The organism is Nocardia sp. NPDC004340 (assembly GCF_053602575.1).
This window is the reverse complement of the sequence record NZ_JBSGDW010000001.1, coordinates 980,975-1,005,388: the sequence shown is the minus strand read 5'-3', so window position 1 is coordinate 1,005,388 and position 24,414 is coordinate 980,975. Positions and strand designations below refer to the sequence as shown.

The 24,414-nt window shown below is 67.2% G+C and carries 25 protein-coding genes, 1 tRNA gene and 1 other RNA gene; 17 read left to right on the top strand and 10 right to left on the bottom strand.

The window, feature by feature from the left end; genetic code table 11:
- Positions 1 to 34: 34 nt before the first annotated feature.
- The gene (gene tgt / locus ACWEOI_RS04395; RefSeq protein WP_433669825.1) at positions 35 to 1,285 is read left to right on the top strand and encodes a tRNA guanosine(34) transglycosylase Tgt; all 1,251 of its coding nucleotides are present in this window, start codon (positions 35 to 37) and stop codon (positions 1,283 to 1,285) included.
- A 42-nt stretch (positions 1,286 to 1,327) separates the two neighbouring features.
- Here the strand turns inward: tgt and ACWEOI_RS04390 are convergent, their stop codons facing one another.
- On the bottom strand, positions 1,328 to 2,098 hold the full coding sequence (locus ACWEOI_RS04390; RefSeq protein WP_452358925.1) for a queuosine precursor transporter: 771 nt from the start codon (positions 2,096 to 2,098) through the stop codon (positions 1,328 to 1,330).
- A gap of 64 nt (positions 2,099 to 2,162) precedes the next feature.
- On the opposite strand from ACWEOI_RS04390, the gene ACWEOI_RS04385 reads away from it, so the two are divergent.
- On the top strand, positions 2,163 to 2,723 hold the full coding sequence (locus tag ACWEOI_RS04385; RefSeq protein WP_452358924.1) for a DUF4190 domain-containing protein: 561 nt from the start codon (positions 2,163 to 2,165) through the stop codon (positions 2,721 to 2,723).
- Positions 2,724 to 2,819: 96 nt separating this feature from the next.
- On the opposite strand, the gene ACWEOI_RS04380 is transcribed toward ACWEOI_RS04385, so the two are convergent.
- From ACWEOI_RS04380 to ACWEOI_RS04370, 3 genes are all read right to left on the bottom strand, one after another.
- A complete protein-coding gene (locus ACWEOI_RS04380; RefSeq protein WP_433669830.1) occupies positions 2,820 to 3,593 on the bottom strand; it encodes an RDD family protein in 774 nt (257 codons plus the stop codon).
- 50 nt (positions 3,594 to 3,643) lie between these two features.
- Complete coding sequence (gene gluQRS, locus ACWEOI_RS04375; protein WP_433669832.1) at positions 3,644 to 4,603, bottom strand: tRNA glutamyl-Q(34) synthetase GluQRS; 960 nt, start codon at positions 4,601 to 4,603, stop codon at positions 3,644 to 3,646.
- 98 nt (positions 4,604 to 4,701) lie between these two features.
- Positions 4,702 to 5,199 (bottom strand): DUF309 domain-containing protein, encoded by a 498-nt coding sequence (locus ACWEOI_RS04370; RefSeq protein WP_452358923.1) that lies wholly within the window; start codon positions 5,197 to 5,199, stop codon positions 4,702 to 4,704.
- A gap of 381 nt (positions 5,200 to 5,580) precedes the next feature.
- Here ACWEOI_RS04370 and ACWEOI_RS04365 point away from each other — a divergent pair, with 381 nt between their 5' ends.
- Positions 5,581 to 5,790, top strand: a complete 210-nt coding sequence (locus ACWEOI_RS04365; protein ID WP_452358922.1) for a DUF397 domain-containing protein — start codon at positions 5,581 to 5,583, stop codon at positions 5,788 to 5,790.
- A 105-nt stretch (positions 5,791 to 5,895) separates the two neighbouring features.
- Here ACWEOI_RS04365 and qcrB read toward each other — a convergent pair whose 3' ends face one another.
- Positions 5,896 to 7,551: a cytochrome bc1 complex cytochrome b subunit gene (gene qcrB, locus ACWEOI_RS04360; protein ID WP_433669836.1), complete on the bottom strand. Its 1,656-nt coding sequence runs from the start codon at positions 7,549 to 7,551 to the stop codon at positions 5,896 to 5,898.
- Between the two features lie 96 nt (positions 7,552 to 7,647).
- Between qcrB and ACWEOI_RS04355 the strand changes: the two genes are divergently transcribed.
- Complete coding sequence (locus ACWEOI_RS04355) at positions 7,648 to 9,048, top strand: WS/DGAT domain-containing protein (protein ID WP_452358921.1); 1,401 nt, start codon at positions 7,648 to 7,650, stop codon at positions 9,046 to 9,048.
- Positions 9,049 to 9,117: 69 nt separating this feature from the next.
- Here ACWEOI_RS04355 and ACWEOI_RS04350 read toward each other — a convergent pair whose 3' ends face one another.
- The 4 genes from ACWEOI_RS04350 to ACWEOI_RS04335 form a co-directional block, all read right to left on the bottom strand.
- Positions 9,118 to 9,543: a hypothetical protein gene (locus tag ACWEOI_RS04350; RefSeq protein ID WP_452358920.1), complete on the bottom strand. Its 426-nt coding sequence runs from the start codon at positions 9,541 to 9,543 to the stop codon at positions 9,118 to 9,120.
- Between the two features lie 57 nt (positions 9,544 to 9,600).
- Positions 9,601 to 10,404 (bottom strand): DUF2637 domain-containing protein, encoded by an 804-nt coding sequence (locus tag ACWEOI_RS04345; protein ID WP_452358919.1) that lies wholly within the window; start codon positions 10,402 to 10,404, stop codon positions 9,601 to 9,603.
- A gap of 485 nt (positions 10,405 to 10,889) precedes the next feature.
- Positions 10,890 to 10,975 (bottom strand) — tRNA-Ser (locus ACWEOI_RS04340).
- 54 nt (positions 10,976 to 11,029) lie between these two features.
- Complete coding sequence (locus tag ACWEOI_RS04335; RefSeq protein WP_433669844.1) at positions 11,030 to 12,067, bottom strand: hypothetical protein; 1,038 nt, start codon at positions 12,065 to 12,067, stop codon at positions 11,030 to 11,032.
- Positions 12,068 to 12,167: 100 nt separating this feature from the next.
- Between ACWEOI_RS04335 and ffs the strand changes: the two genes are divergently transcribed.
- Together ffs and ACWEOI_RS04325 are read left to right on the top strand one after the other, a co-directional pair.
- Positions 12,168 to 12,262, top strand: an RNA gene (gene ffs, locus ACWEOI_RS04330) — signal recognition particle sRNA small type.
- A 141-nt stretch (positions 12,263 to 12,403) separates the two neighbouring features.
- Positions 12,404 to 13,693, top strand: coding sequence for an aminotransferase (locus ACWEOI_RS04325; protein ID WP_433669846.1), 1,290 nt, complete (start codon positions 12,404 to 12,406; stop codon positions 13,691 to 13,693).
- A 56-nt stretch (positions 13,694 to 13,749) separates the two neighbouring features.
- Here the strand turns inward: ACWEOI_RS04325 and ACWEOI_RS04320 are convergent, their stop codons facing one another.
- Entirely contained in the window at positions 13,750 to 14,568 is an 819-nt protein-coding gene (locus ACWEOI_RS04320) for a methyltransferase domain-containing protein (RefSeq protein WP_452358918.1), read from the bottom strand.
- A gap of 99 nt (positions 14,569 to 14,667) precedes the next feature.
- On the opposite strand from ACWEOI_RS04320, the gene ACWEOI_RS04315 reads away from it, so the two are divergent.
- The 11 genes from ACWEOI_RS04315 to ACWEOI_RS04265 all read left to right on the top strand — a co-directional run bounded on the left by ACWEOI_RS04315 (position 14,668) and on the right by ACWEOI_RS04265 (position 24,410).
- On the top strand, positions 14,668 to 15,243 hold the full coding sequence (locus ACWEOI_RS04315; RefSeq protein WP_357088749.1) for an HhH-GPD-type base excision DNA repair protein: 576 nt from the start codon (positions 14,668 to 14,670) through the stop codon (positions 15,241 to 15,243).
- Positions 15,244 to 15,359: 116 nt separating this feature from the next.
- The gene (locus tag ACWEOI_RS04310; RefSeq protein ID WP_433669849.1) at positions 15,360 to 16,058 is read left to right on the top strand and encodes a hypothetical protein; all 699 of its coding nucleotides are present in this window, start codon (positions 15,360 to 15,362) and stop codon (positions 16,056 to 16,058) included.
- A 157-nt stretch (positions 16,059 to 16,215) separates the two neighbouring features.
- Positions 16,216 to 16,935, top strand: a complete 720-nt coding sequence (locus ACWEOI_RS04305) for a hypothetical protein (RefSeq protein WP_433669851.1) — start codon at positions 16,216 to 16,218, stop codon at positions 16,933 to 16,935.
- A gap of 205 nt (positions 16,936 to 17,140) precedes the next feature.
- Positions 17,141 to 17,854, top strand: a complete 714-nt coding sequence (locus ACWEOI_RS04300) for a hypothetical protein (RefSeq protein ID WP_433669853.1) — start codon at positions 17,141 to 17,143, stop codon at positions 17,852 to 17,854.
- Between the two features lie 112 nt (positions 17,855 to 17,966).
- Positions 17,967 to 18,515 (top strand): flavin reductase family protein, encoded by a 549-nt coding sequence (locus ACWEOI_RS04295; protein WP_452358917.1) that lies wholly within the window; start codon positions 17,967 to 17,969, stop codon positions 18,513 to 18,515.
- 46 nt (positions 18,516 to 18,561) lie between these two features.
- Entirely contained in the window at positions 18,562 to 19,443 is an 882-nt protein-coding gene (locus ACWEOI_RS04290) for an amino acid ABC transporter permease (protein ID WP_452358916.1), read from the top strand.
- Complete coding sequence (locus ACWEOI_RS04285; protein WP_379103411.1) at positions 19,436 to 20,200, top strand: amino acid ABC transporter ATP-binding protein; 765 nt, start codon at positions 19,436 to 19,438, stop codon at positions 20,198 to 20,200. The genes ACWEOI_RS04290 and ACWEOI_RS04285 overlap by 8 nt, the downstream gene beginning before the upstream one ends.
- A 25-nt stretch (positions 20,201 to 20,225) precedes the next feature.
- Entirely contained in the window at positions 20,226 to 21,212 is a 987-nt protein-coding gene (locus ACWEOI_RS04280; protein WP_452358915.1) for an ABC transporter substrate-binding protein, read from the top strand.
- Positions 21,209 to 21,712 carry a GNAT family N-acetyltransferase gene (locus tag ACWEOI_RS04275; protein WP_452358914.1) on the top strand — a complete coding sequence of 168 codons (504 nt, stop codon included), beginning with the start codon at positions 21,209 to 21,211 and terminating at the stop codon, positions 21,710 to 21,712. The genes ACWEOI_RS04280 and ACWEOI_RS04275 overlap by 4 nt, the downstream gene beginning before the upstream one ends.
- The gene (locus tag ACWEOI_RS04270; protein ID WP_452358913.1) at positions 21,709 to 22,779 is read left to right on the top strand and encodes an LLM class flavin-dependent oxidoreductase; all 1,071 of its coding nucleotides are present in this window, start codon (positions 21,709 to 21,711) and stop codon (positions 22,777 to 22,779) included. The genes ACWEOI_RS04275 and ACWEOI_RS04270 overlap by 4 nt, the downstream gene beginning before the upstream one ends.
- The gene (locus ACWEOI_RS04265; RefSeq protein WP_452358912.1) at positions 22,776 to 24,410 is read left to right on the top strand and encodes an ABC transporter substrate-binding protein; all 1,635 of its coding nucleotides are present in this window, start codon (positions 22,776 to 22,778) and stop codon (positions 24,408 to 24,410) included. The genes ACWEOI_RS04270 and ACWEOI_RS04265 overlap by 4 nt, the downstream gene beginning before the upstream one ends.
- Positions 24,411 to 24,414 lie beyond the last annotated feature (4 nt).

Here is a 24,414-nt window from a genome sequence, read left to right as displayed (position 1 = left end):
AATTACTCAGCTCGGGAGATGAGAGGATAGCTCGGTGTCTGCTGCCTCCGAGTTCTCGTTCAAGGTCGGTGCCCGCCTGGAAGGGCGGCACGGCAGGACCGGTGTGATCAGTACGCCACATGGCGATATTGCGACACCCGCCTTCATCCCCGTCGGCACCAAGGCCACGGTCAAGGCCGTGCTGCCGGAGACCATGAAGGAACTCGGCTCGCAGGCCCTGCTGGCCAACGCCTATCACCTCTACCTCCAGCCCGGCCCGGACATCGTGGACGAGGCCGGGGGTGTGGCCGAGTTCATGAACTGGCACGGCCCCACCTTCACCGACTCCGGCGGCTTCCAGGTCATGTCGCTGGGGGTCGGCTTCAAGAAGGTGCTGGCCATGGAATCGGTCGGCGTGCAGGACGACGACGTGATCGCCAAGGGCAAGGAGCGGCTGGCACACGTCGACGACGACGGCGTGACCTTCCGCTCGCACCTGGACGGCTCCAAGCACCGGTTCACCCCCGAGGTGTCCATGGCCATCCAGCATCAGCTGGGGGCGGACGTCATGATGGCCTTCGACGAACTCACCACGCTGATGAACACCCGTGGCTACCAGGAGGAATCGCTGGAGCGCACGCGGCTGTGGGCCAAACGCTGCCTCGACGAGCACGAGCGGCTCACCGAGGCGCGCTCGCATCGGCCATATCAGGCGCTGTTCGGTGTGATCCAGGGCGCGCAGTACGAGGACCTGCGCCGCAAGGCCTGTCGCGACCTCGAGGAGTTGCGGGGCGCGGCCGGAACGGGATTCGACGGCTACGGCATCGGCGGCGCGCTGGAGAAGCACAATCTGGGCACCATCGTCGGCTGGTGCTGCGACGAACTGCCCGAGGGCAAGCCCCGGCACCTGCTCGGCATCAGCGAGCCGGAGGACATCTTCACCGCCGTGGAGAACGGCGCGGACACCTTCGACTGCGTGAATCCCTCACGCGTGGCGCGCAATGCGGCGCTGTACACCGACGAGGGCCGGTTCAATATCAATACGGCCCGGTTCAAGCGCGACTTCACGCCGATCGACGAGACCTGCGACTGCTACACCTGCGCGAACTATACGCGCGCCTACATCCACCACCTGTTCAAGGCGAAGGAAATGCTCGCCTCGACGCTGTGCACCATCCACAACGAGCGGTTCACGGTGCGCCTGGTCGATCGCGTCCGCGAGAGCATCGACGGCGGCTACTTCGACGAATATCAGGCCGACTTCCTGGGCCGCTGGCGCGGCCGCATCAAAGCCCCTGGGCAATAAGGGAATTCGACACGGCCGCGAACATCGGAGAGTCGGTCCGCGTCACTCGTGGATGGCCGAGCGCTCGCGCGGGCGGTAGGAGGGTTCGCGCTTCTTCAGGAAGGCGATGCAGCGGTAGCTGATCGGCAGCACGCACGCCTCGACGAGGGTCTTCCAGATGAAGCCGACGATCACGTAGTTGACGAAGTCGCCCCAGGTGTTGATGCCGATGGCGGTCGCCGCGATCGAGCAGAACACCAGCGTGTCACCGAACTCGCCCGCGACGGTGGAGCCGAGCAGTCGCGCCCAGAGGTGCTTCTCCTTGGTGCGCTCCTTGATCAGCACCAGCGTGCTGGAGTTCAGGAACTGGCCCACGAAGTAGCCGGTGATCCCGGCCAGCGCCAGCTGCGGGGTATTGCCGAGCACGTCCCCGAAGGCGGTCGGGTTCTGCTGCAGGTCACCGGTGGGCAGTTTGATGACGATCTGGAAGCAGACGATCATCAGCAGCAGCGCCGCGAACCCGTAGTAGACGGTGCGGCGGGTGGCCCGGAAGCCGTACACCTCGCTGAGGATGTCGCCGATGACGTAGGCGATCGGGAAGAGGAAGAACGCGCCGTCCATGGTGATCGGCAGGATGGTCAGCGGGCCCAGGGAGAAGTGCTGTCCGGAGAAGAATTGGACGCCCTTGGCGACACATACGTTGGAAATCAGCAGGACAGCGGTGAAGGCCACCGCCACCGGCGTGAAATATCCCCCCGCCGCGTCCGCGAATGCGGCGTGTTGCGGCGTGGGGTGTCCAGATCGGTCGGTTTCGACCGTTTCGATATCACTCACGCCCGAAAGTATCCCCTGCCGCGACCGCGGGGTACGGATAGCTGGGGTGCCCTAGGCTGGACGAATGACGAATCCTGGCGATTCCGACGAGTGGTGGAAGCAGTACGGGGGTGAGGGCGTCGCGCCCGAGACCCCGCCCGCGGCGCCGCAGCAATCGACGCCGCCTCCGCCCGGCTACACCTCCGCGCCGCAGTATCAGCAGCCGCCGCTGACCCCGCCGCCGCAGCCGGTGTATCCGAGCTATCCGCCGCCGCAGGCGAATCCGACGCCGGGCTATCCGGGCGCGGGCCAGCAGCCCACGCCGCAGCCCCCGGGCTACGGCGGCTACCCGGGCTATCAGCCCTACGGGTACGCGGCGCCGACGCAGCAGACCAGTTCGCTGGCCATCGCGTCGCTGGTGGTGTCGATCATCGGCATCCCGGCCATGTTCTTCTGCGCGTTCCTACCGGTGATCTCGATCGTCGGACTGGTGCTGGGGGTCGTCGCTCTCAACCAGCTCAAGACGAACGGGCAGCAGGGCCGCGGCCTGGCGCTCGGCGGCATCTGGGTCGGCGCGGCCGGAACGGTGCTGGGGCTGGGTGGGTTCCTGATCTTCATCATCGCCAGCATGACGGGCTCCAGCTGAGGGACCGGCGCGGTGCGCGAATGAGGTGGCGCGCCAATGACAATGGGGCGCATCCGGAGTGGATGCGCCCCATTGCGTTCAGCGGAGGGAAGAGCCTCAGCCCTTCAGCACCTGGGTGCCGCCGGCGAACTGGTCGTGCCAGCCCTGCTTGGTCGGGCTCTGCTCGATGGTGATGGCGATGTAGATCGCCATACCGAGGCCGACCAGCGTGCCCAGGCACGGGACCAGCTGCACGATCATGAACAGGTTGCGCTTGGCGGAGGTGGCCGGGTCCAGCGGCGCGCCGCCGGGGCCGACGACCCGCAGGTTCAGGATCTTCTTGCCCAGCGTCTGGCCGCCCTGCTGGGTCTCCATGAAGATGAAGTAGCCGAAGTAGATGACCGGGACCAGCACGCTCCACAGCCACGCGATGCTGTTGGGCAGCAGCACCTCGATGATTCCGGCCGGGATACCGATGATCAGGCCGTCGATGATGCGGGCCGCGAAGCGGGTCCACAGGTCACCGGGCTGCGATCCGCCGAAACCGCCTCCGAAACCGGGCTGGCCGCCGTCCGGGTAGGGCTGGTAGGCGGGCTGGCCGTACGGCTGCTGCGGCTGCTGGCCGTAGGCGTCGGGCTGACCGAACGGCTGCTGCGGCTGCTGGCCGTACTGCGGCGGCTGCTGCTGGCCGTACGGGTCGGGCTGCTGCCCGTAGGGCTGCTGGCCGTAAGGCTGCTGCGGCTGCTGGCCGTAGGGGTCGGACTGCCCGTAGGGCTGCTGCTGACCGTACGGCTGCTGTGGCTGCTGCGGCTGCCCGTAAGGCTGCTGCGGCTGCCCGTACGGCTGGCCGCCCTGCGGATACTGGTTGGGGTCGTACCCACCGCTCGTCATTGTTCCGCCGTCCTCGTCGATTTCGTTCGGGATCTGGTCGAGTGCGTACGTTACGGACACCAGCTGGGTTGCAACAACCCGTCGGGGTCGAGTCTCCAGGGTTCTTTGGGCAGGTTTTCCGGCCGGAATCGTTCCAGGACATCGGCCGACGTGGTAGCGCCGTCGTAGCCGAGCGACGCCGCGAGCGCGCTCAGCACGTGTCGCGGGGACTCGCCGAGGGCTGTCCGATCGCGCAGGGTGACCGCCCCGTCGCGCTTGGCGAGCCGTTGCCCGGAGGTATTGAGCACCAACGGGACGTGGGCGTATGCGGGGACGGGCAGGCCGAGCAAGGTCGCCAGATACGCCTGCCGCGGCGTGGAGGGCAGCAGGTCGTCGCCGCGCACCACCTGGTCGATGCCCTGGTCGGCGTCGTCGACCACGACGGCGAGGTTGTAGGCCGGGGTGCCGTCGCCGCGCCGCAGCACCAGATCGTCCACGGCGCCACGGTATTCGCCGAGCAGCCCGTCGGTGACGGTGAACTCGGTACGGTCGGCGCGCAGGCGCAGCGCGGCGGGGCGGCTCTCGTCGCGCCACCGCTGCCGCTCCGATTCGGTGAGGTTGCGGCAGGTTCCCGGGTACGCGCCCATCGGGCCGTGCGGCGCGGTCACCGCCTGCTGTATTTCCTTACGCGTGCAGAAGCATTCGTAGGTCAGGTCCGCCTCGGTGAGGCGTGCGATGGCTGTCTCGTAGAGGGCGAGGCGCTGCGACTGCCACACCACGGGCGGGTCCCAGTCCAGGCCGATGGCGGCGAGGTCCTCGAGTTGCCGTTCGGCCGCGCCCTTCTTGACGCGGTCCAGATCCTCCACCCGCATGAGGAATTCGCGTCCGGTGGAGCGGGCGAAGAGCCAGGCCAGCAGTGCGGTGCGGAGGTTGCCCAGATGTAGATCGCCGGACGGGCTGGGCGCGAAACGACCGGCCCCGGGCCGCCGCCCGGGGTGGGCGGTCGTTGCTGGGGCGGGGTCGGTCGGCATGTCTGTCGATGGTAGTTCGCATCCTTCGCAGCGCGGCCGACCCTTCGCCTTCCTGCGGGTGCGCACGTCGAGTGCGGCGGGGCACTGGGATTGCGAATTCAGTGTGGGATTGTGAGCCGAGCTCGAAGATCCGTGTCGGAGATGGGTTTTCCCTGCTCGATGGCCATGAGCAAGGTCTCGGCACGGGCCACCAGGCCGGGCGAGTCGATGCCGTAGGGGGCGGATCCGTAGGCGGAGAGGCGTTCGGACGCCCGTGTCAGCAGAGTGCGCGCTCCCTTGGGGTTTCCCCGCTGAATGTGGGTGAGTCCAACGGCAAATTGCGCGAGGCCCTGCCATAGCGACTTTTCCGCGAACGGGCCGTTCTTCCAGGCGGCCTCCAGTACCTCGTGCGCGTTGAAAGCCAGGCCCTCGTCCAGCAGACGTTGGGCGTAGTCGAGGGTTTCGGCCGGCGGCAGGTCCAGGTCATCGGGAATGCGGGGGATGCCCGAGCTGCCGAATGGGAGGGGTCGCCCAAAACGGTCACGAGGACGGGCATTCCGGGCACGGCCGTCGTCGTCGCGGTCCCGTCCGGCATCCTCTGGTGACTGCTGGGGCATGCTTCCCATGATTCCCCATGTCCCGCGTGCCCCGATCCACCCGGGGTACCCGAGCGGTGAGTGAAGGAATTCTCATATTTGAAATTCAATAGCCTCAAATTGGGGCTAATTTCTTGCAAATAATTTGCTGGCTAACCTTGCCGCAAATTTGCTGGTTGAAAACGAAAGAATGCGATCTCCTAATGACGAACCCTGCTAGGGTTTAGCGCGGGAACGGCCATCGGGGGCGCATTCCCATCGCGAAGTGCAGAGACAGGTTGTACGGAGCGTTTGCGTGCGACCCGCGGCGAGCCCGGTGATTCGTGTTTTCGAACGATCCCGCGGTCGCCAGGTTCTATGCCAGCAGGATTCCAAGCTTGACGCAGAAAAGGAGCTAGTACCGTGAAGGTGGATTTCACCGGCGCCGTTTGGCGCAAGAGCAAACACAGCGGCCCCAACGGCAACTGCGTGGAGGTCGCGTTTCTCCGCGACGGCAATGTCGCGGTCCGGGACACCAAGGACCACGGCGCCGGGCCGATCCTGGCTTTCACCCCGGGCGAGTGGGATGCCTTCGTAGCGGGTGTCTCCGACGGAGAGTTCCAGCGGGCCTGATCGCGGCCTGCGGGCGGCCTGCCGCGACCCCACCGGGAAAAACGAGAAGCCCCCGAGTCCCGGAGACTCGGGGGCTTCGCTCTGTCGAAGGCCGTGGGGGAGCGGTCAGCTCGAGCCGTGCCCATTGCCGGATTGTCCGTTACCTGACGCGTTCTGCTGTGCCCGCCGCAATACGGCCAGCTGGGCGTGTTCGGCCGCGCGCTCGTTGGCGGCGTTGAGGTCGCGTTCCTCCTGGGGATCGGCCCAGAAGAACGCGCCGGTGCCCGGGCTGCCGGCGACGCCGAGCTGGTTCATCTTCCGAGGGACGCGGGCGCCCTGATATTCGAGGGGGATCGGATGGCCGTGCTCGTCGACCGGGCCGAGCGGCTGGTGCAGTTCGATGTACTCGCCGTGCGGAAGTCGCCGCACCACACCGGTTTCGATGCCGTGCTCGAGCACGCTGCGGTCGGCGCGCTGCAATCCGACGCACAGCCGGTAGGCCACGAAGTAGGCCAGCGCCGGGACGGTGAGCAGGCCGATGCGGAAGGCCCAGGTGGTGGCATTGAGCGAGATGTCGAACTTGAAGGCGATGATGTCGTTGACGCAGGCCAGGGTGAGGATCAGGTAGAAGCTCAGCGACATGGCCCCGATGGCGGTGCGCACCGGAACGTCGCGCGGGCGCTGCAGCAGGTTGTGCCGGGCCCGATCGCCGGTGAGCCGTTTCTCGATCCACGGGTAGGCGATGATCAGTGTGAAGATCAGCGGCATGAACAGCGCCACCGAGAACGCGCCGGGCACGGTGTGCCCGAAGGGGTACGCCTCCCAGGCGGGGAACAGGCGCAGGAAACCGTCGGTCCACATCATGTAGAAGTCGGGCTGGGTGCCCGCCGACACCTGGGATGGGTTGTAGGGACCCAGATTCCAGATCGGATTGATCTGCAGCAGGCCACCCATGATGGCCAGCACGCCCAGGGTGAACGCGAAGAATGCGCCCTGGTCCAGCGAGAACACCGGAACGATGCGGGTGCCGATGACATTCTTCTCGGCGCGTCCCGGGCCCGGGTACTGTGTGTGCTTCTGGTACCAGACCAGCGCGATGTGAACCACGATGAGCGCCAGCATGATTCCGGGCAGCAGCAGCACGTGGGCGATGTAGAGCCGCGGAATGATGATGTTCCCCGGGAAGTCCCCGCCGAACATGAGCCAGTGCAGCCAGGTGCCGATCACCGGGCTGCCCAGAGTGATTCCGGCGAAGGCGGCGCGCAGCCCGGTTCCCGACAGCAGGTCGTCGGGCAGCGAGTAGCCGAAGAAGCCCTCGAACATGGCCATGATGAGCAGCAGCGCGCCGAGCACCCAGTTGGCCTCGCGCGGCTTGCGGAAGGCGCCGGTGAAGAAGATCCGGCACATGTGGATGATCATCGACGCGGTGAAGAGCAGCGCGGCCCAGTGGTGCACCTGTCGCACGAACAGTCCGCCGCGGACGTCGAAGGAGATGTTCAGCGCGCTCTCGTAGGCGCGCGACATGGTGACCCCGCGCAGCGGCTGATAGGCCCCGTTGTAGGTGACGTCCTGCATCGAGGGGTCGAAATACAAGGTCAAATAGACGCCGGACAGCAGCAGAATGATGAAGCTGTACAGCGCTATTTCGCCGAGCAGGAACGACCAGTGGGTCGGAAATACCTTGTTGATCGACCTCTTGAGGAATGCGGCGCCTTGGTAGCGCTGGTCCATCTCGTCGGCTTGCTCCGCAAGTCGACCGGAGATCTTGTTGGTGGTTGCCATAGCGGTCACCCGCCCCCGGGAGAGTGGTAAGGCTTCTACTACAAACGGTAGCACCGCGAGCGGCCTCGGAGTATAGGGTTTCGTTATGGTCGTCGGGTGAATTCCCTGGCCCCTCGGGACGCCACCATGTACTGGTTGTCCGCGCGCACGCGCAACGATCTGTTCCTGCTGTACTGCTTCGCCGACGCCGGGCGGGATCCGGAGCAACTGCGGGCGGCCGTCGCGAACCGAGTGGTCCGTATTCCGGATTTGCTGATACACGTGCTGGATACTCCTGCGAACATTGCGTATCCGCTTTGGGTGACTTGCGACGTCACCGACGATCAGTTCATCGACCATGACCTCGGCGATGCGACCTGGGCGAATCTCACCGCCGACCTCGGCACCCTGCTCGGCACCGGCCTGAAGGCGAATGACCGCCCCTGGCGACTACACACCTTCCGGAATGTCCGGGACGTCCCGGGATTCGCTCCCGAAGAGCCCGCCCTGGTAGCGGTGCTCCAGCTATCTCACGCCCTGGCCGACGGCCGCCGCGCCGCCGCCATCGCCCGCGCCCTGTTCGGCGCCGATGACCTTCCGGCCCCACCCGCGACGCATCCGGCCGCCCCCTTCCCCCTCCGATACGTGCCGAACAGCTTGCGCGCCAGGACGACTACCGCCCTCGCCGCGACCCTCGCCCTGCCCGCCATACCGATCGGCATGGCGCGCACCGTGATTCGCGGCCTGGCCGCCGCCCGCGCACAGCGCCACCTGGCCGACCTCACCACCGCCGGTGAACTCCCACCCCCGGCCCCCGATGTCGAACCGACCCTCCTGAACGGCACCGGCGCACCACCGGCCGCTCACATCGCGCGAATGCTGGTGTGCGACAAGGCCCGTCTGCGCACCCCGGTCCATTCGGTCACGGTGGTCGCCCTCACCGCCATCTCGTTCGCCCTCGAACGCTATCTCCGCGACCGCGACGAGCCGGTCCCCGAACTCCGCGCCCAGGTCCCCATGGCGATCACCGCCCCCGCGACCGACAGCCCCACCCGCAACACCTACCGCGACCTCTCGGTCGACCTGTCGCTGTCCGAACCCCACCCGCGCGCCCGCGCCGACCGCATCGCCGCCGACCTCACCGCCCGCCGTACCCGCGCGGCCCACCCCCTCCAGCACGCACCCGACGCGGTGACGGCCGTCCTCCCCGCCCCGATCCTCCACCGCGATGTTGCGAACGCCCCGATCGACCAGCTCCCCGAACGAGTCTCCGGTCATACCGTCGTCTCCAGTGTCGACCGTGGCCCCGCCGACCTCGAGTTCGGTGGTGGTCCGGTCCGCTTCACCGCCGGCTTCCCGGCCCTGGGCACGGTCATGCACCTCACCCACGGCGTCACCGGCCTGGGCGACACCGTCACGATCTCCGTGCACGCCGACCCCGCCGTGATCCCTGACCCGGACCACTACACCGATCTGCTGGACTCGGCCCTGGACGAGGTCGCCCGCGCATTGCGCTGACCCGCGAAGACGAAAGACCCCGGCGGACCGAGTCCGGCCGAGGCCTTCGAGGTGGAGTTCGGTGGAGAGTTAAGTCATTCCGTTGACCATCGGATGCTCGGACAAGCTATCGGGTACGCCCCACTGGGTATGGGTGAGTGCTTCGAAAACACAGATCAGCAAAAGTTTTCGCGCGCGATGGCCGGAGGTGCTGTCGGATTCGCCGGCTACGTCGTGGATTCGTATACCGGCCGCCGGGCTGCGGCGCGGCGCGGGCTCCGACAACATCCAGAACATTTCGGGTCCCATCAGTGTCGAGCGCCCACCCGTTTCGGTGAACCACCGGCCCGAGTATTCGATCATCAGATCGGTGAATGATTCGACGTTACCGAATGCATCGGTGAACTGAGTCATCGCACCGGATCGATCCAGACTGTTCTGGATGATCGAAGCCAGCCGGATCGCGATTTCCCGGAACTGATCTACTCCCTGGTCCTGCCACATGTTCATCGCCATACTTCGCTCCAGAAGGGTCGGTGGTGAATGTTGGGGGTTGATCGAGCCGCATGCCCACTACATTTGCGCAGCGGTCATGTAGAACCGGCGCCGTTCGTCGGCATCCAGCAGAACGGGCTTGTGCTGGGCGCCGATGCCGGCGGTCTGGCCCATGGAATATCCGGGTCCCACGGATTCCAGTGGGTAGAGCTTCGGCTGGGCGGCAGGGAACGGGTCCTCGGCGCGCCTCGTCTCCTGCCGTTCGAGTGCCGCCTCGTAGAGCTCGAGGGTGGGCTCCGGGTCGTCGTCGTGCTCGGCCGCACCGACCACGTCCTCGAGCTCGGGAGCCTGGAGCTCGGCCTCGAGTTCGGCGGCCTCGAGCTCGGCCGCGTGTTCCGCCGCGACCTGCTTGCCGCGTTCCCAGAGCATCAGCGTGAGGTGCACGGCGAACAACATCGTCAGCGGCATGCCGGCGTACAGGCACATCGGCACAACGCTGCCGCCGATCTCGTGGGCGTATTGGATATTCCCCGCGATCGAGACGAGAGTCGAGAGAGCGAACAAGACGGTCGAGTACCACCAGCCGACGCTCCATTGCCGGAATGCGGCGGTGGCGATGATCGAGGCGATCACCAAGCCATCGATGGCGATCGGCACATTCGAGGCGAGATCGGGCGGCACCAGATTACGCACCGAGAGTTGGTGCAACGCGGCAAAAGACATCTGAAATGACTTGACTGCCACCACTGCGGTCACCACCAGCGAAGCATGTGCCAGCCGGGGTCTGAACGAACTCAGTCGACGGAGAATGCCGCCCGTCCCGCGCGACTGGGAAACTCGCACTTCGCCATTCGTAGATCCTGTGGTAGGCATCGTCACCATGGCGGCGAGGGTACCGCGCGGCCGGTCGTCGATTGCGCATCGTCTTATTTTCAGATGCGGTCGGGTCCCGAGTTCCTATCCGCGGCGACTGAAATTGGCGAACTATTATCTGAAATCGCCTCTACTGCAACATGTCACGACTTACGGCAATGGCTGGAACTGCTGTAATCCTCAGCCTATGGGTGTTTCGTGGCGATTATCCGTTATGCCCCTCTGCTCGTTGGGTTCTGGCGAAAAGTGGACTCGCAGACGATTGTGGCACCGCCACGTTCCCGCAGCCGCTCGCCTGAACCGTCCAGCTCAACGAGTCTCGGGTCACACAGTCGTCTCCAGCGTCGACCGCGGTCCCGCAGACTCGAGTTCGCAAACCCGCCGGCGGCTGGAATCCACCCCGAGTGAGGTTGCTCACGCCTTGCGCTGAGCCCGATCGGCTCCGGATATGCGGAAGGCCCCGACCGGACTGAGTCCGGCCGGGGCCTTCGAAGCGGAGGATAGGGGATTTGAACCCCTGAGGGCTGTTAACCCAACCCGCGTTCCAGGCGAGCGCCATAGGCCACTAGGCGAATCCTCCGTCGAGCAATATACCGGGTACACCCCTGGTGGAAGCAAATGCAGTGGTCGGCGGCTACTTCTTCTTCAGATTGTTGAGCGCTTTCTGGGCCTGCTCCTTGCACACCTGGGCGATCTCGTCCTTGCTGACGCTCTGGCCCTTGCCCATGCGCAGCCGGATGTTGACCTTCACCGAGGCGTTGTCGTCCTTGACCGCGACCGTGTAGTCGGTGGTGGTGAAGGAGGAGTAGTCGTCGACCTTGGCCGCCCAGTAGCCGGCCTCGCCGATGCCGTTCACGTCACCGGCGGTGCGGCCGCTGCCGGTGGTGCCGGTGTCGCTGGTCTTCCAGATGTCGTACTCGGGGCGGTTGTAGGCGCTCGACGAGCCGCTCAGCAGCGAGACGTTGAGGGTGAGGTCGGCGGTATTGGCGATCGCGTACTTGTCGGTCTTGGAGGTTTCCTCGTTGCCGGCCCGGCAGTCGAAGCGGCCGCCCGAGTAGTCGGTGGGCTTGGTCTCGGAGTGCTCGGGGGTGCCCTTGGAGTTCGCGGCCCACTTGTTGAGCACCGAGGTGTCGATCACGGTGCAGCCGTTGGTGATGCCCTCCATGGAGTACTTCCCGGCGGCCTTCTTCTTGTCCCCGCCCAGCGGCGACGAGCTGTCGCTGCCGCTGAGCGCGACCACGCCGATCACCGCGCCGACGATCACCACCAGACCGATCACCCCGCCGATGATCCAACCGGTCTTATTTCCGCCCGAACGCGGCGGCTGCGCCGGATAGCCGTAGCCCTGGCCCGGCGGCGGGACCGGGGGCTGGGCGAACTGCTGCTGCGGGAAGCCGCCGGACAGGGGCTGGCCGTAGGCGTCGGTCATGGGCTGCTGGTAGCCGGGCATCGGCTGCTGTGGGTAGCCGGGCGCGGACTGCCCGGTCGGAAGGGGCTGGGCGGGGGGCGTGTACGGGGGCATGCCGCCGGCGGCGTAGTTGAGCATCGTCGGGTCCGCGCCCTGAACCGGCTGGCCCTCCCCGGCGGCGGGCGCGGTGGCCCACCATTGCGCGGTCTCCTGGGCTTTCTGCGGATCGTGCGGAGCACCGGCTCCTGGATCGGAACTCGTCATATCGTCTTTACCCCTCCGGAAAAACGCGGGCGACCCCGCATATCGCAGGCATCGTATCGACCCCGGGCGGCACCGGGCGCGGTGAGCCGCTACACTGGCCGACGGATCCAGCGCGGCGCGCATCCTGTGAACTCCCCCAGGGCCGGAAGGCAGCAAGGGTCAACGGGCTCTGCCGGGTGCGCTGGGTCCCCTTTCTTTTTCCGGCCCGGTCGTCGCGGGTGACGGAAGTACAGATATCCCTGCCGAATCGGAGACGCCGCCTAGTAACCTGGGCGGTTGGGTTCGCGGTGCGCGCAACCCTGGACAAACATCCCACGCCATTGGAAGGGCGCTCAGATGCCTCGGCAGACGCAATTCGGTTTGATGAGCCATGCGGAACTCGTGACGGAACACGAGACGCAGACCGCGAACTACGCGAAGCTCAAGACCGAGAAGCTGACGCTGGACATTACGAGGGGTAAGCCATCGCCCGAGCAGCTGGACCTCTCCCAGGGACTCCTGGAGCTGCCGGGCGCCGCCGACTACCGTGACGCCAACGGCACCGACGTCCGCAATTACGGTGGCCTGCACGGCCTGCCGGAGCTGCGCGCGATCTTCTCCGAACTGCTCGGCATCCCGGTGTCGAATCTGCTGGCCGGCAACAACGCCAGCCTGGAGATGATGCACGACCTGCTGGTGTTCGCCATGCTGCACGGGACCGCGGATTCGGAGCGCCGCTGGGCGGACGAGCCGGTGCTCAAGTTCCTGTGCCCGGTACCGGGTTACGACCGGCACTTCGCGATCACCGAGTCGCTCGGCTTCGAGATGATCCCGATCCCGATGAAGAACGACGGCCCCGACACCCACCTGATCGCGGAGCTGGTCGCGTCCGACCCGAGCATCAAGGGTCTGTGGGCGGTGCCCAACTACTCCAACCCGTCCGGCGTCACGTTCTCCGAAGCCGTTACCCGCGAACTGGTTTCGATGCCGACCGCGGCTCCGGACTTCCGCCTGTTCTGGGACAACGCCTACGCGGTGCACCCGCTCACCGACACCGCCGAGCCGGTGCTGGACGTGCTGGGCATGGCCGCCGCGGCCGGCAACCCGAACCGCCCGTTCGTGCTTGCCTCGACCTCGAAGATCACCTTCGCGGGTTCGGGCGTGAGCTTCTTCGGCTCCTCCACCGCGAATGTGGAGTGGTACCTGAAGCACCTGGGCAAGAAGACCATCGGCCCGGACAAGGTGAACCAGCTGCGGCACCTGCGCTTCTTCGGCGACGCCGAGGGCGTGCGGGAGCACATGCAGAAGCACCGGGCCGTGCTGGAGCCGAAATTCAAACTGGTGCTGCGGATTCTGGAGGACCGGCTGGGCGCGTCGAAGGTGGCGTCCTGGACCGAGCCCAAGGGCGGCTACTTCATCAGCCTCGACGTGCTGGAGGGCACCGCCAGCAAGGTGGTGGCGCTGGCCAAGGACGCGGGCATCGCGCTCACTCCGGCCGGTTCGTCCTACCCGTACGGAAAGGACCCGGAGGACAAGAACATTCGCATCGCGCCCAGCTTCCCGTCCCTCGGTGAGCTGGAGAAGGCGATGGACGGCCTGGCCACCTGCGTGCTGCTGGCCGCCTCCGAGAAGCTCATGAGCCTGTAGCGGCGGCGAAAAAGCGGCGCGTACCCGAAAGGGTGCGCGCCGCTTGCGTTCTCGGGTCAGTTCGGCTTGTGCGCCAGCACCGCGAAGATGGTCACCGACAGGTGGATGTCGCCGCTGGCGGCGCCGGCCTCCAGGTCGGCGAGCAGCTGATCGCGCTGCAGCTCGCTGATCGAGCCCCGCGCCACCGCCCGATCGGCGACCCGGGCGACCAGTGCGCCCGCGCCCACGCTGCCGTCCTGGATCAGGGCGTGCGAGCCGATGTCGTCGACGACCAGTCCGGCCGCGGCCAGCTGCCCCGACAGGCGGCGGCCCGCGTACGGGTTGGTGGTGCCCGCGATCATGGTCTCGATCACCTCGTGCACCACGTGCCGGTCACCCGGGTGCACGATGGCCGAGCCCCAGTCGGTGTCCATCACCACGACCCGGCCGCCGGGCCGCAGCACGCGGGCGATCTCCCCGACCGCGCGGGCGGGCGCGGTGAGGTGCTGGAAGACGCGTTCGCACAGCGCCACGTCGAAGCTCTCGCTGCCGACGGGCAGGCCGTAGGCGTCGCCGCTGACGAAGGTGGCGGAGGAGCCGGCCTGGGCGGCGCGGCGTTCGGCGGCGGCCAGCAGGTTCGGGTCGGGTTCGACGCCGAGCGCGGTGCCGGTCGGCCCGACCAGCTCGGCCAGGGCCAGCACCTCCGACCCGGTGCCGGAGCCGATGTCGACGGCGCTCTCGCCGGGGCGGGTGGCCAGCGCCTCGTGGGCCCAGGCCCGCAGGCGCCGGATGCCCGGCAGCGCTGCCTGTAGATCCTGGACGTCGACGAGCTGGTCCTGTCCGTCACGGTCGAAGCGGTCCGGTCGCAGTCCTGAGTCCGCACCAGGTTGCGGCACGGTTCGCACTGAAGAATTAGCCATGGTGTCGGGCATAAGCCGAGCCTAGTCGTGACCCGCGTCACCGCAACGCAAGATGAATGGGATGATCGACGCATGGTGAGCCGCACGCTGTGTATTGCGCAGGAATCCGATGCCGACGAGCTGCTTTCGACCGATGATTTCGCCCTGTTGGTCGGGATGATGCTCGATCAGCAGTTTCCGATGGAACACGCATTCCGTGGCCCGTGGAAACTGGCCGACCGCATGGGCGGCTTCGATATCCACCGGATCGCCGCCGCCGATCCCGCGGAATTCGAGGAGCTGGCCGCCACGCCGCCGGCCATTCACCGCTACGGCCGCTCGATGGGACGGCGGGTCCAGGAGCTGGCCCAGTACATTCTGGACAACTACGGCGGCAATACCGCGGGCCTGTGGACCGACGGCGACCCGGACGGCAAGGAAGTCCTGAAACGGCTCAAGAAGCTGCCCGGTTTCGGTGACCAGAAGGCCCGGATCTTCCTCGCCCTGCTGGGCAAACAGCGTGGTCTGGCCGCCGCGGGCTGGCGTGAGGCGGCCGGTGCGTACGGCGAGGACGGCTCCCGCCGCTCGGTCGCCGACGTCACCGACGCCGAATCCCTCACCCAGGTGCGGGAATTCAAGAAGCAGGCCAAGGCCGCCGCCAAGGCGAAGTAATCTCCCTCACTTCCACGGCATCGAATCAAGCTGGTTTTTAACCTCCAGATTCACAGGGGGTTCACAGATGCTTGCCGCCGACAGTTCAGTTCTCGGCAGTGGAAGCAGTAAAGAAAATGAAGATGAGGGAATTCGCCGGGATCGCGGCATTGCTGGTCGCGGCGACGGGGGTCACCGCCGGCACCGCGTACGCCGGTCCGGCCAAGACCGACGACGGCACGATCAACTACACGTCCCAGGTCACCGAGCAGGGCAACACGGTGGTCAGCACCGACGCCGGTTCGCTGGTCGTCGAGGACGGTGCGCTGAAGGTCAAGGCGGCGAATGGAACCACCGTCGCCGGCACCGAATTGAAGTTCCGGATCGACGATTTCGAGTTCCCGATCGCGGCGCAGATCAGCGACCGCACCGCCACCCTGACGCCGCAGGCCGATCTGGCGCACGCGGTGTACAAGCCGGTCGCGCTGCCCTACGAGGATCAGGCGCCGTGGAAGACCCAGTACGACCGTGAGCTGGCCGCCTGGAACCGTTTGACCAGCACCATCTCCGCGGGCGCGACCATCGGCACCGTGGTCGGCGGCCTCGGCGGCGCGGCACTCGGCTGCGTCCTGGGCGGCGTCGCCTTCGCGACGGCGACGGCCCCGCTGGCCACGCTGTTCGGCGTCGGACCGCTGGCGGGTTGCTTGATCGGAGCCAGCACGGTCGGCTTCCTGGGCACGATCGGCGGTCAATTGCTGGTGACCGCGCCGATCGCGATCGCTGCCGCGGTGCAGTACTTCACCACTATCAACCAGCCGTTTTCCGCACCCAAATAGGCATTTTCGGCAACCGATGGGCAAAGGTTCACCGCGCCAAAACCCAGCTGCCACGCGGCGTTAGTCAAGGCCGGTTTCCATCACTGGGCCCCGGGGGATACACCTGACGTTGTTCCTCCGGGGCACACCGCTCATCTCAAGAGGGAATTTCGAACACATGCGTCTCAAGAACTTCACCGCGGTTTCCGCGCTGGTCATCGCCGCTCTGGGTGTCACCGCCGGCACCGTGAACGCCGCGCCCGCCGCCGACAACAACGGTGCGATCAACTACACCGCCACCAACTCCGAGACCAACACCATCATCCGCACGGATGCCGGTTCCATGGTCGTCGAGAACGGCAACTTCGTCATCAAGGCCGCCAACGGCAATGTCGTCGCCGGCATGCCGCTGAAGGTGCGCGTGGACGACTTCGAGTTCCCGATCGCCGCGGAGATCTCCGACCGCACCGCGACCCTGACCCCGCAGTACGACATGGACCACGCCACCTACGCGCCGGTCGCCAAGGATGTCGCCCTCCCCTACGAGGACCAGGCTCCGTGGAAGTCGGACTACGACCGTGAGCAGGCCGCCTGGAACCGCATGAAGGACACCATCTCCCTGGGCGCCACCGTCGCGACCCTGGTCGGTGGCCTGGGCGCCGCGGCCGTCGGTTGCGTCCTCGGCTTCGGTGTGGCCGGTCTGGCCTCGGCCCCGCTGGCCGCGCTGTTCGGTGCCGGTCCGGTCATCGGCTGCCTCGTGGGCGCCGCCACCGTCGGCTTCCTGGGCACCATCGCGGGTCAGCTGCTGATCACCGCGCCGGTCGCCATCGCCGCCGCGATCCAGTACTTCACCACCATCAACCAGCCGCACATCACCGCTCCGGCTCCGGCCAAGTAATACTCGGTCCGAGTCAAGAGCAAGGGGCACAACAGGCATCAGCGATCACCTCATCGGGACAGCCCGCTCGGTCAATCGGCCGGGCGGGTTTCGCAATTCGGGAGAGTTCATCGTTTGAGCACCCGTGCGACATATTTCGTTCGCGTCGGCCCGTTTCGATCATGCGGTCCAACCACGCGGACTGCCTGATGAGGAAAACCGAGAAATGCGCTTCAAGACTTTCGCCGTGACCGCGGCCCTGCTGTCCGCTGCCATGGGCGTCACCGCCGGTACCGTCAACGCCGCTCCGGCCGCTGACAACGGCGTGATCAATTACACCGCAACCACTTCCGAGACCAACAGCGTCATCCGGACCGATTCCGGTTCGCTGGTCGTCGAGAACGGCGTCTTCAAGATCAAGGCCGTCGACGGCACCGTCGTGGCCGGTATGCCGCTGAACTTCCGCGTGGACGACTTCGAGTTCCCGATCGCCGCGGAGATCTCCGACCACACCGCGACCCTGACCCCGCAGTACGACATGGACCACGCGACCTACAAGCCGGTCGCCGAGGCCAAGGACGTCAACCTGCCCTACGAGGACCAGGCTCCGTGGAAGTCGGACTACGACCGTGAGGTCGCCGCCTTCAACCGCATGAAGGACACCATCTCCATGGGCGCCACCATCGGCACCCTGGTCGGTGGCCTGGGCGGCGCGGCCGTCGGTTGCGCCATGGGCGCGGTCGTCTTCGCCGCCGCGACGGCTCCGCTGGCCACCATGTTCGGTGTCGGCCCGCTGGCCGGCTGCTTCATCGGCGCGAGCACCGTCGGCTTCCTGGGCACCATCGCGGGCAACCTGCTCGTGACCGCCCCGGTCGCGATCGCCTCCGCCTACAACTACTTCGTCACCATCAACCAGCCCCACCTGGTCGCGCCGAAGTAGGTCGCACAGCACTCCGAACCCCCGTCCGGTACCCGCCGGGCGGGGGTTCGTCGTTGTAATCGGCCTGAGCCCAATCCTGTCGCGGCGGCGCCGCCGATGCTGGAGTGGATCGATGGGTGACCTGACCTCGATTCACGGCGCGGCAGCCGCGCTCACTCCGGTCGACGGGACCGATCTCCGGAAGACCTTCGCGCACTTCCCCAGCGGTGTGGTGGCGCTCTGCGCCCGGCTGGGCGGAACGCCGCACGGGCTGGTGGCCAGCACTTTCGTGCCAGTATCGCTGGATCCGCCGCTGGTGTCGGTGTGCATTCAGTACTCGTCGGAGACCTGGCCGCGGCTGGAGCAGGCGAGCCGATTGGGATTGAGTCTGCTCAGCAGCGACCAGGAGAGCGCGGCGCGCGGTCTGAGCTCCAAGCGCGGGGATCGGTTCCGGGATGTGGAGCTGCGGGGCGGGAACGGCAACGCCGCGTTCGTGGCGGGGGCGACGGCCTGGCTGGAAACCTCGGTGTACGAGCAGGTTCCGGCGGGCGATCACGCCGTGGTGCTGCTGCGGGTGCACCGGGTGAGCGTCAGCCCGGAGTCGGAGCCCCTGGTCTTCCATCGCAGTGATTTCCGCGCACTCTCCGGGAAATCTCTTGACGCGCAATTGAATTCAGCCTGAGCCGGACCGGCGACAGGGTGTGCCGGGCTTCGTATCGTCGTTGTCCATGAGCACCCTGGCGGTATCCGCGCAGACGGTGGCGGCCACCGGAGCCGAGGACGGAGATCTGCCCGTCGTCCGCACCCGCCACCCCTGGCGCTGGGTCACGGGGGTGGTCGCGCTGGTGCTGGTCGCGCAGTTCGCGCACGGGCTGATCACCAATCCGGGCTGGGACTGGGGCACGTTCGCACGGTACATCACCGCGAAATCGGTGTTGTCGGCGCTGAAGGTGACTCTGGAACTGACTTTCTGGGGCACCCTGCTCGGGTTCTTCCTCGGCGTCTGGCTGGCTGTCGGCCGCCTGTCGAAGAATCCGGTGCTGAAAGCGATCGCGTGGACCTATGTCTGGGCGTTCCGCTCGATTCCGCTGATCGTGCAGCTGCTGTTCTGGTTCAACCTGGCCTATCTGTACAAAACGCTGTCGCTGGGAATTCCTTTCGGCCCCGAGTTCGTGCGTTTTCAGACCAATGGCGTGATCAGCGGATTCAGTGCGGCCGTCATCGGTTTGGCGTTGCATCAGGCGGCGTATTCGGCGGAGATCATCCGGGCCGGCATCATCTCGGTGGACGCCGGGCAATGGGAGGCGGCGCGGTCGCTCGGGCTGCCGTGGCGGCGGCAGTTCTTCACCATCGTCGGGCCGCAGGCCATGCGCGGAATTCTGCCGAATGCCGCCAATGAGGTGATCAGTCTCTTCAAGGGCACCTCGATCGTCTCGACCATGGCGATCGCCGAGCTGTTCTATCAGGTCCAGGTGATCTACGGCCGCAACGGCCGCGTGGTGCCGATGCTGATGGTGGCTACCGCCTGGTACATCCTGCTGACCACGGTGCTCAGCGTCATTCAGTTCTATATCGAGCGGCACTTCGCGAGAGGGACCGGCGATGAGTGACTACGCGATCGAATTGCGCGGCATCCGAAAGTCTTTCGGCCGCACCGAGGTGTTGTCCGGCATCGATCTGACGGTCCGTCCCGGCGAGGTCACGGTCATCCTGGGCCCGTCGGGTTCGGGCAAGTCCACCTTGCTGCGCACCATCAATCACCTCGAACAGGTGGACGCCGGCACCGTGCGCGTGGGCGGCGAGCTGGTCGGTTACCGCCGCAAGGGCCGCAAGCTCTACGAACTGCGCGAGCGCGACATTCTGCGGCAGCGGGCGCGCATCGGTTTCGTGTTCCAGAACTTCAATCTCTTTCCGCACCTGACGGTCCGGGAGAACGTCGCGCTGGCCCCGGTGGCCGCCCAGCGGCGCGCCAAGGCCGAGGTGAACACCGAGGCGCTCGACCTGCTGGCGCGAGTCGGGCTGGCGGACAAGGCCGACGAGTACCCGAGCCGCCTGTCCGGCGGGCAGCGGCAGCGGGTCGCCATCGCACGGGCGCTGGCGCTGCGGCCGGAGGTGGTGCTGTTCGACGAGCCCACCTCGGCGCTGGATCCGGAGCTGGTCGGCGAGGTGCTCGAGGTGATCCGGGATCTCGCGCGCGCCGGCTCGACCCTGGTGATCGTCACCCACGAGATCGGTTTCGCCCGCGAGGTCGCCGACACCGTGGTGCTGATGGACGCCGGCCGCATCGTCGAGCAGGGCCCGCCCGCGCAGGTGCTCGATGCCCCGACCCATCCGCGCACCAAAGCCTTTCTCGCACACGTCCTCTGACCGATCGACCACGAAGGAACCTCCCATGCCTCAGGCACACCGTCGCAGACGGATCACCGCACTCGCCGCACTCACCGTGCTCGGCCTGTTCGCGGCGAGCGCCTGTGGCAAGGACGGCGACAGTGACGCTCCCGCCTCCAATACTGTCAACGGACTGAGCTACGACCTGTCCCCGGCGCAGTCCGGCCGGGTGCACGCCGCCAAGGTGGACGCTCTCGCGGCGCAGCTGCCCGCCGCCGTGCGGGATCGCGGGACGCTGGTGGTGACCGGATCGGTGGGCGCGACACCGCCGCTGCGCTTCTACGCCACCGACGACCGCACCCCCATCGGTTCCGACGCCGACATCTCCTACCTGCTCGCCGACCTGCTCGGCCTGAAAGTGGAGACCCGCATCGGGGACTGGGCGCAGAACTTCGTGAAGGTCGACTCGGGTGAGGCGGACGTCTTCATCAGCAATGTCACCGTCACCGAGGAGCGCAAGGAGAAGTACGACTTCGCCACCTACCGCCTGGACAATATCGCGCTGGAAGTGCCCAAGGACGCGACCTGGACCTATCAGGACCGGAAGTCGCTGGCGGGCAAGACGATCGGCGTCGGAACCGCCACCAACCAGGAGCAGCTGCTGGTGAAGTGGAACGAGGACAATATCGCCGCGGGTCTGCCCAAGATCGATCTCGCCTACTACGAGAAGACCAGCGACTACTACCTGGCGCTGTCCTCGGGCCGATTGGACGGCTACCTCGGCCCCAACCCGTCGGCGCAGTATCACGCCGCCTCCGCCGGCCAGACCAAGGTGGTCACGACCCTTTCCGGCGCGGGCGCCGCGCTCCAGGCCGAGATCGGGGTCCTCACCAAGAAGGACAACGGTCTGGCCGGTCCGCTGCGGGCCGCCATCCAGTACGCCATCGACAACGGGCTCTACAAGCAGGTGCTGGACCGCTGGGGTCTGGGCGGCGAGGCCGTGCCGCAGTCGCGGATCAATCCGCCCGGACTGCCCAAGAAGAAGGGATGAGCATGTCGCGCAGGGTTTTCCATGTCGGGCAACACGATCCCCTGGCCGCGCCGCTGCTGGCGGAGCTGGCCATCGAGTACAGCAGCCGGTACGGCGGGACGCCGGGGGAGGTGCACGCGGATCTGACCGGGTATTCGGCCAGTCACTTCGCTCCTCCACAGGGCGACCTGTTGATAGTTGTGGATAACGGGGAAACGGTGGCGGGCGGTGCGTTCCAGCGGTACGACGCCGAGACCGCCGAGCTCAAGCGGATCTGGACCGCCGCCGACCACCGGCGAAAAGGGCTGGGGCGCTTCGTGCTCGATCAGCTGGAAGCCGAGATCGCGCGGCGCGGCTACACGCGCATCTATTTGACCACCGGGCCGCGCCAGCCGGAGGCCGTCGCCCTGTACACGGCGGCCGGATACACCGCGCTGCCGCGTGACGTTCGCAAGGAAGTCGGCTACGTGCACCCGTTCGAGAAGTTCATCGAGGCCGGAGAGCAGGCGATCCCGGCATGAAATTCCTGCTGCTGACCCTGATCACCCACACTCCGGACCCGGTGACCGGCGGGACCGAGTCGCCCCGGCAGCGGTTGCGGCGGGTCGTCGACAGCGCGCGCCTGGCCGAGGAGCTCGGGTACGACGGCTTCGCGGTGGGGGAGCGGCACGAGGATCCGTTCATCTCCGCGGCCCCGCCCGTGGTGCTCAGCCATCTCGCGGCCGTCACCTCGCGGCTGGCCCTGTTCACCGGTGTCACCACGCTCAGCCTGCTGGATCCGGTGCGCGCCTTCGAGGACTACTCGACGCTGGACAACCTCTCCGACGGCCGGCTGGAACTGATCATCGGGAAGGGCAACGGCGCGGCGCAGGCCAAGCTGTTCCACGTCACCACCGACGACCAGTGGGATCGCAATCGCGAAGGCTACGAACTGTTCCGGAAGCTGTGGGACAGCGACAGCGTCACCTGGTCGGGCCGGTTCCGGCCCGCGCTGACCGAGGCCAAGGCGCTGCCCCGGCCGTTGCAGCCGCGGCTGCGCATCTGGCACGGCAGCGCGACCAGTCGTGAATCCGCGGATTACGCGGCGCTGCACGGGGATCCGCTGTTCTCAGCGAACGTCACCTACCCGATCGAGCCGTACGCCGAACTGATCGACCACTACCGGGAACGCTGGGCGGCCTACGGCCACGACCCGGCCGAGGCGCTGGTGGGCGCGGGCACGGCGGGGTTCCTGGTGACCCGGACCTCGCAGGAGGCGCTCGACCGGTACCGGCCGGTCTTCGAGGCGCGGCAGGCGGTGGCGCGGAAGTTCGACGTGCCCATCGTGTTCGACTCCGTCGAGGACTTCGCGGCCCGGTCCTCGGCGCTCATCGGCAGCCCGGAACAGGTGCTGGACAAGGTGAGCCGCTATCACGAGCGCTTCGGCCACGAGGTCATCCACCTCAGCGCTGACGCGGACGGCCGGACCGAGGCCGAGCACCGCGACAGCCTCGAACTGTTCCAGGCCGAGGTCGCTCCCGAACTGCTCCGCCGCATTCCGAGCCGACCGCTCGGCGCCGACCGTTACCCCGCTGGAGATCCCCGATGACCCGTTCCCTGCTCGCGCGCGTCACCCGACCCGTGGCCCTGGCGGGAGTGTTCGCCGCCGCCGTCACGCTCGCCGGGTGCGGCGGCGGGGACGCCGCCACCGGCAGTGGTGAGCCGTCGGGTCCGCCGCAGGCGGGCGGCACCCTCCGCTACGGCCTGTCCTCGGCCCCGACCTGCTCCGATCCCGCGCAGTCGTCGACCAATCAGACGATCTATGTGACCCGGCAGGTCGTGGACTCGCTGGTCGATCAGGACCCGGAGACCGGTCAGCTGAAACCGTGGCTGGCCGACACCTGGACCGTCTCCCCGGACGCCAGGTCGTTCACCTTCCACCTGCGCGACGGCGTCACCTTCAGCGACGGCACACCGCTCACCGCGGACTCGGTGCGGCGGAACTTCGATTCGATCGTCGCGCTCGGTGGTGCGAAGGCGCCGCTGGCCGCGAGCTACCTGGCCGGGTACGCGGGCAGCACGGTGCTGGATCCGCGCACCGTGCGGGTGGACTTCGCCGGTCCGAACGCCCAGTTCCTGCAGGCGACCTCGACCCCGCAGCTGGGCATCCAGTCCGAGGCCACCGCCGCCAAGGCCGCCGAGGAGCGGTGCCTGGGCGCCAATGTCGGCAGCGGCCCGTTCACCTACGCGGAGTGGAAGCAGAACGCCTCCGCCACCCTGGTCAAGCGGGCCGGGTATGCGTGGGGCTCCGCGGTTTTCGCCGGCCAGGGCGAGGCGCATCTGGACAAGATCGTGTTCACCGTGGTCCCCGAATCCGGGGTGCGGACCGGCAGTCTCGCCTCCGGCCAGCTCGACGCCATCAGCGACGCGCTGCCGCAGGACGTGGCGCAGATCGAGGGCGGCGGCGGTCGCGTGCAGTTCACCGCCAACCCGGGCGTCCCGTTCGGCTTGCAGGCCAATGTGACCCGGGGCGTGCTGCGCGATCCGGCGGTCCGGGCCGCGCTGCTACCCGCCATCAACCGCAAGGAACTGGTGGACACCGTGCTCGGGCCGCAGTTCAAGACCGCCAGCAGCGTGCTCGCCTCCAAAACGCCCGGCTATGTGGATCTTTCGGCGCGGGTGAAGTTCGACCCGGACGCCGCGAAGAAGCAGCTCGACCAGGCCGGCTGGGTGCCGGGCGCGGACGGTATCCGGGTCAAGGACGGACAGCGGCTGAGCGCGGGCGTCATCTTCGCCCCCGTGTTCTCCGCCAACCAGCCCATTCTCGAGCTGACCCAGCAGCAGCTGCGGGCGGTCGGCTTCGACCTGCGGCTGGAGCCGTTGTCGGTGGCGGAATCGACAGTGCGCCAGAACAGCAAGGACTTCGACTTCAACTACTACAACTCGACCCGCGCCGACGGCGACATCCTGCGCACCACCTTCGCGGTGGACCAGCGCAACCTGAACGCCCGCGGCCCCGCCGAACCCCTCGACGCCCTGCTGGCCCAGCAGCTGTCGGCCACCGACCCGGCCGCGCGCGCCCGCATCATCGGCGACGCCCAGACCGCGGTCCTCGACCAGGGCCTGTGGATTCCGACCATCGAACTCTCGCAGGCCATCGGCGTCGGCAAGACGGTGGCCGGGGTGAAGTTCGAGGCCTCGGCGCGACTGCAGTTCCACGACACCTGGCTGGCGCGGTAAACCC